Here is a 7,370-nt window from a genome sequence, read left to right on the forward strand (position 1 = left end):
CAGCGTTATGTCGCGTCAGCGTTCGCTCGGGCCACATCGGCACTTGGTAGCGCAGCATCGACGGCAACAGCGCGCGGCCCTGGTCGCGGCGGCGCAGCGCGGAGGCGCGCAGCGCGGACGGATGCGGGGAGCTCACCACCGCGATCGCGTGGACCGCGCGCGGATGCAGCACCGCGGTGGCCCAGCACACCAGACCGCCGTCGGCGTGCCCGACCAGGGTCGCGGACTTGTGCCCCAGCGCGCGTACCAAACCGGCGGTGTCACCGGCCAGCGTCCAGCCGTCGTAACCGCGCGGGGGCTTGTCGCTGGCGCCGTACCCGCGTAGGTCGACGGCGACCACCCGGGTACCGGTCAACCCGCGCAGCTGATGGCGCCACGACCACCAGAACGAGCCGAAGCCGTGCAGCAGGATCACCAGTGGCCGTTCGGAACCCGCGGCCGTGTCGGGCTGCGCTTCGACCACGTGGAAGCGAATCCCGTTGGCGTGCACCTCGAGATGGCGCCACGGCCCGTCGATGCGGACGACCGACGGGGCGGGTGGGGGCATTTACCAGCCCGACGGGTCGGACGTCGCCGCCGGCTTTCCGTCGCCCGAGGCGAGCTCCTTGGACTTGTCGTGGCCCGGCGTCAGTGCCTCGGGGATCTCCTTGACCGATTCGATCGTCTTCTGCGGACCGCGGATGCGGCGCACCTTGAAATAACCCAGGCACGCGAAGATCGCGGTGACGACGACCATCAGGCCGAACACGATCAGGTACGCCGCCCACTTGACCAGCCACAGGTCGAGCAGTTCGCCGAGGAAGAAGAAGAAAAAGAACGTCGAGTAGAACAGCACGACCAGCGCGAGGATGAAGAAGACGCTGCCGGTCAGCCCCTTCTTGACGTCGCGCGTGATCTCGGCCTTGGCCAACTCGACCTCGGCGCGCACCAGCGTCGACACTTGAGCGGTCGCGTCCTTGACCAGGTCGCCGATGGACGGATCGGCCTTGGCGGCATGCGGGTCCACCAGCGGTATCGACGTGACGGTGGTCGGCGCGCCATTCCTGCGATCGCTCACGACGGTTCCTCCCGCATCGGCCGGATCACCGGCTGTCCCGGCGTTGGTTCCACTGCCGGCGCCGCCGGCGATGGAGTCGGTCGCGACTCATGTTGCCATGTGGCGTGCGCTCAAACGATGCCGGCCGACGATAGACTGGCCGGATCACTGGCAGGGCAGGTCGGGGCGCGTCGATAGGGGAAACGTTCACGTGAAGACCAGCGGCCTGTTCTTGTGCCGTCTCGCCGCCGCCATCGCCATCGTCGCGGCCGCCCTCGTATCGACGCCCGCCGTGGGTCAGGCGCAAGAGCCGGTCCCGCTCGGTGGCGGCTCGGGCCTGGTGGTCGACGGCGAGACGCTGTGCACTCTCACGACGATTGGCCACGACAGCCAGGGGCGGCTCATCGGCTTCACGTCCGCACACTGCGGCGGCCCCGGCGCCAAGGTCAGCGCCGAGGGCGCCGACGCAGCCGGTGTGGTCGGCACGATGGTGGCGGGCAACGACGCGCTGGACTACGCGGTGATCCAGTTCGATCCGCAGAAGGTGCGCCCGGTCAACAACGTCAACGGATTTCAGATCGACGGGTTGGGCCCCGATCCGGTCTCGGGTGACATCGCGTGCAAACTCGGCCGCACGACCGGCTACTCCTGCGGGGTCACCTGGGGCCCGGGCAAGGATCCGGGCACCATCGTCAACCAGGTGTGCGGTCAGCCCGGCGACTCGGGCGCGCCCGTCACGGTCAACAACCGGCTCGTCGGCATGATCCACGGGGCGTTCTCCGAGGCCCTGCCGACGTGTGTCATCAAGTACATCCCGCTGCACACGCCCGCGGTGACCATGTCGTTCAACACACAGCTGGCCGACATCACGGCCAAGAACCGACCGGGAACGGGTTTCGTCCCGATCGGTTCGGCCGGCTGAGCCGATCCGCTACTTGCTGGCCCGGATCGCCTCGAACACGCTGGGATCCACCAAGGTTGAGGTGTCGCCGAGCTCGCGGCCCTCGGCCACGTCGCGCAGCAGTCGACGCATGATCTTGCCGCTGCGGGTCTTCGGCAGCTCGGGCACGACGTGAATCTCCCTGGGCCGGGCGATCTTTCCGATCTCGTTGGCCACCTGCTCGCGTAGCTCGGCCACCATGTCGTCACCGCTGTCCTTGGCGTGCGATTCGAGGATGACGAACGCGCAGATGCCCTGGCCGGTGGTCTCGTCGCTGGCGCCGACGACCGCGGCCTCGGCGACGCCGGAGTGTCCGACCAGCGCCGACTCGACCTCCGCGGTCGAGATGCGATGTCCGGACACGTTCATCACGTCATCGATGCGGCCGAGCACCCAGATGTCGCCGTCGGCGTCGATCCTGGCTCCGTCGCCGGCGAAATACCAACCCTGCTTCTCGAACCGCTTCCAATACGTTTCCTGGTACCGCTCCGGGTCCTTCCAGATACCACGCAACATAGCCGGCCACGGCTGGTCGAGAACCAGGTAGCCGGTGACGGGCTCGTCGCCATCCGCGGCGGGCGCCAGTTCCTTGCCCTCGTCGTCGACGATTTTGGCTGTGATGCCCGGCAGTGGCGCCATCGCAGCGCCCGGCTTCGCCGCCGTTGCACCGGGTAGCGGGGAGATCATGATCGCTCCGGTCTCGGTCTGCCACCAGGTGTCGACCACCGGCGTCCGATCGCCGCCGATTACCTCGCGGTACCACCGCCAGGCCTCCGGGTTGATCGGCTCGCCCACCGACCCCAACAGACGCAAGCTGGACAGATCGTGGCCCTGGGGGATCTCGCGGCCCCATTTCATGAAGGTCCGGATCAGCGTCGGCGCCGTGTAATAGATTGTCACACCGTATTTTTCGATGATCTCGAAGTGGCGGTGCTCACTCGGGCAGTTCGGGGTGCCCTCGTACACCACTTGGGTGCACCCGTTCGATAGTGGGCCGAACACGATGTAGCTGTGTCCGGTGACCCAGCCGATGTCGGCGGTACACCAGTACACGTCGGTTTCCGGCTTCGCGTCGAACACGTAGTAGTGGGTGTAGGACGACTGGGTGAGGAAGCCGCCGGAGGTGTGCACGATGCCCTTGGGCTTGCCGGTGGTGCCCGAGGTGTACAGCAGGAACAGCGGATGCTCGGAATCAAACGCCTCGGGGGTGTGTTCGGTGGAGGCGTCTTCGACGACCTCGTGCCACCACACGTCTCGGCCCTCGGTCCACGGCACGTCGATGCCGGTGCGCGCCACCACCAGCACGTGCTCGACGGATGCCTGGCCCTTCACCGCTTCGTCGGCGGCGTTTTTCAACGGCACCGCTTGGCCGCGGCGATACTGCCCGTCGGTGGTGATGACCAACTTGGCCTCGGCGTCCTCGATGCGGGCCGCCAGCGCCGACGAGGAGAATCCGGCGAAGACGACGCTGTGCAACACGCCGAGGCGCGCGCACGCCAGCATCGCGATGATCGCCTCGGGGATCATCGGCATGTAGATGGCGGCCCGATCACCTGTGCGCAGTCCGAGTTCGGTCAGCGCGTTGGCGGCCTTGCAGACCTCGTCTTTGAGCTGCGCATAGGTCAGCGCGTGTGAGTCGCCATCCGGTTCGCCCTCCCAGTACAGGGCCACGCGGTCGCCGTTTCCCGCCTCGACGTGGCGGTCGACACAGTTGTACGCGACGTTGAGCGTTCCGCCGACGAACCATTTGGCGAACGGAGCCTCCGACCAGTCGAGCACCTCGCTGAAGGGGGTCTCCCACGACAGGCGGTTGGCCTGCTCCGCCCAGAACGCGAGCCGGTCCTTCTCGGCCTGGCGGTAGAGATCCTCCGTCGCGTTCGCCTGTGCGGCGAACTCGGGAGAAGGGGGATAGACGGACGGACCGTGAGCGTGCTGCGCCGATGTCTCTGCCATGTCTGTGAGGGTAGTCACCTTGGCTGCCGCACGTGTTGGCATGCGACATCGGCTTCGCCGACGGCGCGAAGCATCGTGGCTGGGGCGCTCGACGGTCGGCTAGCGTGTGCGCCGTGACCGGTGGCTTCGCGAGAGACCCGTTGGCGCCGCTGGCGGAACTGCCGGGGGTGGCGGAGGCGGCCGAGGAGGCCCGCGAAGCGCTGGGCCGTGCGCACCGGCACCGGACCAACCTTCGAGGCTGGCCGAAGAGCGCCGCGGAGGCTGCGCTGCGGGCCGCCCGCGCGTCCTCGGTGCTGGACGGGGGTGCGCTGCAACTGTCCGACGACGGCACCGCCGACCCGGTGCTGGCCGGGGCGCTGCGGGTGTCCGAGGCGGTCGAGGGTGGGGCCACCGCCCTGGTGGGAGTGTGGCAGCGCGCGCCGCTGCAGGCCGTCGCCCGCCTGCACGCGTTGGCGGCCGCGGACCTCGCCGACGACGACCGATTGGGCCGTCCGCGTCACGAGCCCGACGTGAGCACGCGGCTGACGCTGCTGGCGGACATCCTCACCGGCGGCACCCGGGTGCCCGCCCCCGTGCTGGCCGCCGTCGTGCACGGCGAACTGCTCACGCTCGCGCCGTTCGGTATCGCCGATGGTGTGGTGGCGCGAGCGGCGTCGCGGTTGGTGACGATCACCACCGGGCTCGATCCGCACGGGCTGGGCGTTCCGGAGGTGCACTGGATGCGCAAGTCGGGTGACTACACCGCCGCGGCCCGCGGCTTCTCGTCGGGAACGCCCGACGGTCTCACGGCGTGGATCCTGTTGAGCTGCCGCGCATTGCACGACGGCGCCCGCGAAGCACTGTCGATCGCGCAGGCCGCTGCGTCGTCTTAAGAGAGTTGCTGGAAAACGCGAAGCGGGCGACGCTCCGAACGTGGTTCGGCTCGTCGCCCGCTAGCACGGACACCGGTTACCATGCGTGCTCGTGTGGGTTGCGTGGGTGGCCTCGGCGTCTTGTCGATGCGCCTCGACTGCAACCCCACCCAAAGGGCCGCTATAGTCGTCCGCTCTTCGCAAATACGCAGGCCCGCAACACTTTTGCCTATTCCGCGGCATGTGCTCCGCGTGGGTGCCGGGTTCCGTGCTGGGGAGCCTGAAGCGGGAGTCCGAGCCTTCTCTTCCGACTCGGCCTTAGCCTCTCCAAGCTTCCGTGGTTCCTTTGTACCCCGTGACCGCGGTCACATCAAGGGCCAAATCTGCAGTAGTCCGGATTGTTACGAGAGCCGGTAGCTGGCGCGCGAAGAGTTGGCTAGAAACCGAAGCGCCGCAGCAACGAATACGTCAGTGCGCCGGCCGCCAGCGCGCTGATCCCCACCGCCGCAGTGGTGGCCACCGCAGCACCCGACGGCGCCGGAATCCGGTCGCGTAGCGACACCGGATTGGAGAAGTTGAGCACCGGCCAGCCCCGGGCGACGGCCTCCTTGCGCAACGCGCGGTCGGGGTTGACCACGCTCGGATGGCCCACGGCCTCGAGCATCGGGAGGTCGGTGATCGAGTCGGAGTAGGCGTAGGAATGCTCGAGCGCGTAGCCCTCGCGCGCGGCCAGTTCCCGGATCGCGGCGACCTTGCCCTCGCCGTAACAGTAGAAGGCGATCTCTCCGGTGTATTTGCCGTCCTCGACGACCATCCGGGTCGCCATCGCGTGCGTGGCGCCCAGCGCCCGGGCGATCGGCGCCACGATCTCCTCACCTGAAGCCGACACCATGACCACGTCACGGCCACACAGTTTGTGGTCGGCGATCAACTCCGCCGCCTCGGCGAAGACCAGGGGGTTGACGATGTCATGCAGGGTTTCGCTGACGATTGACTTGACCTGCTCGACGTCCCAACCGGTGCACATGTTCGTCACATAAGCCCGCATACGGTCCATCTGGTCGTGGTCAGCGCCGGACATCAAAAACAGGAATTGGGCGTACGTGGACTTCAAGACGGCCCGTCGATTCAAAAGTCCTTGCTCAAAAAAAGGTTTGCTGAAGGCCAGAGTGCTCGATTTGGCGATGACCGTTTTATCGAGATCGAAGAAGGCGGCGGTTCGGACCGGGGCGTCCGTCGACGCGGCCGTCTGCGGAGCGTCGCCCGCCTCGGCAGCCGGTCCAGATGCGCTCACGCCGCCAGCATAAGGGCCCGCATGTGACAAACGCCGGAGGAGTGTACAAAATGGCAGGTTATGACAGGTGTCGGAGACACCACACTTCTGTGAAACGACCCGCTTTCCTACGGGTTCAGCACTTGCGCCGAGGCGGACTGGCGTGTGTATAGTGAGCCTTACCCGGCTTATGTCGGGTGTGCATCAGCCCGACCCCCCGGGGCTGATACACGACGACCTCCGCCTCCTCCCCCCCTGGCGGGGGTCGTCCCTTTTTCGGGACCTTTCGCAATCCGGATATGTGTTGCCATTCACGGCGGTTGCGGAATCTCGTTTTCGGTCCGCGATCGCGTTGCCGTGCCATCCCCAAGCCCGGGTTGATACACAGATCAGGCGCCGTCCGTAGCGCCGCCCCGACGGCAGGCCGCAGGGTGAAGGGGTGGCTTCGCTCAGTGGATATCTCGTGGTTGTCGCGGACCCCGTCCTGCGGGACGACGTGGACCGGGTGTGCGCTGCGGCGGGCGTATCGGTCGTTCACGCGCCGGAACCGTCAAGCCGCAAAGTCTGGACCGATGCGGCGGCGATAGTGCTCGACACCACGGGCGCCCAGCGATGTGTCGCCCGCGCGCTGCCCCGTCGCACCCGGGTCGTTGTGGTGGGCCGCGGCGAACCGGCGGAAGCGGACTGGCGAGTGGCGATCGCGGTGGGCGCGCAACGGGTGCTGACCCTGCCCACTCAGGATGGCGAGCTGATGGCCGAGTTGGCCGAGGCCTCCGAGGGATTGCCCGACGAGGCGGACCGCGGCGCGGTGGCCGCGGTCATCGCCGGCCGCGGGGGCGCGGGCGCATCGGTCTTCGCGTCGGCGCTCGCACTGGCCGCCCCCGAAGCCTTGCTGATCGACGTCGACCCGTGGAGCGGCGGCCTCGATCTGGTGATGGGCGGCGAGGCCGAGTCGGGGCTGCGCTGGCCGGACCTGCAGCTGCAGGGCGGACGACTGAACTTTGCCTCGCTGCGAGAGGCGTTGCCCCGCGTGCAGGGCGTCAGCGTGTTGTCCGGCAGCCGTGGCGGTGCCGATGTCGATCCGGGACCGCTCGGCGCCGTGATCGACGCCGGCAGTCGTGGCCGGGCGACCGTCGTGTGCGACGTCCCGAGGCGGTCGACCGCGGCGGCCGAGACCGCCCTGGCCGCCGCCGATCTCGCGGTCGTGATGACGCCGGCCGACGTCCGGTCCTGCGCCGCGGCCGACGTCGTGGCGCGGTGGGTCTCCACGCTGAATCCCAACGCGGGTGTGGTGGTGCGAGGCCCGGCGCCGGGCGG

At 68.2% G+C, this 7,370-nt stretch carries 7 protein-coding genes; 3 read left to right on the forward strand and 4 right to left on the reverse strand.

The features are described from left to right. On the reverse strand, positions 1-547 hold a 547-nt coding region (locus A5698_RS07185; RefSeq protein ID WP_156670637.1), incomplete at its 3' end, for an alpha/beta fold hydrolase. Continuing rightward, entirely contained in the window at positions 548-1,057 is a 510-nt protein-coding gene (locus A5698_RS07190; RefSeq protein ID WP_068294968.1) for a phage holin family protein, read from the reverse strand. It lies immediately after the preceding gene. Positions 1,058-1,289: 232 nt separating this feature from the next. On the opposite strand from A5698_RS07190, the gene A5698_RS07195 reads away from it, so the two are divergent. Continuing rightward, positions 1,290-1,958: a chymotrypsin family serine protease gene (locus A5698_RS07195; protein WP_068294984.1), complete on the forward strand. Its 669-nt coding sequence runs from the start codon at positions 1,290-1,292 to the stop codon at positions 1,956-1,958. Positions 1,959-1,967: 9 nt separating this feature from the next. Here A5698_RS07195 and acs read toward each other — a convergent pair whose 3' ends face one another. Next, positions 1,968-3,929, reverse strand: a complete 1,962-nt coding sequence (acs, locus tag A5698_RS07200; protein ID WP_068294970.1) for an acetate--CoA ligase — start codon at positions 3,927-3,929, stop codon at positions 1,968-1,970. A 104-nt stretch (positions 3,930-4,033) separates the two neighbouring features. On the opposite strand from acs, the gene A5698_RS07205 reads away from it, so the two are divergent. Further along, the gene (locus A5698_RS07205) at positions 4,034-4,801 is read left to right on the forward strand and encodes a Fic family protein (protein WP_156670638.1); all 768 of its coding nucleotides are present in this window, start codon (positions 4,034-4,036) and stop codon (positions 4,799-4,801) included. A gap of 415 nt (positions 4,802-5,216) precedes the next feature. Here A5698_RS07205 and A5698_RS07210 read toward each other — a convergent pair whose 3' ends face one another. Then, positions 5,217-6,074 carry an HAD-IB family hydrolase gene (locus A5698_RS07210; RefSeq protein WP_068294981.1) on the reverse strand — a complete coding sequence of 286 codons (858 nt, stop codon included), beginning with the start codon at positions 6,072-6,074 and terminating at the stop codon, positions 5,217-5,219. A gap of 418 nt (positions 6,075-6,492) precedes the next feature. Here A5698_RS07210 and ssd point away from each other — a divergent pair. Further along, positions 6,493-7,370: septum site-determining protein Ssd (gene ssd, locus A5698_RS07215; RefSeq protein WP_084792311.1), on the forward strand; the 878-nt coding region annotated here is incomplete at its 3' end.

Origin of the sequence: Mycobacterium sp. E136, from assembly GCF_001666865.1 — a bacterium.
Lineage (GTDB): Bacteria > Actinomycetota > Actinomycetes > Mycobacteriales > Mycobacteriaceae > Mycobacterium.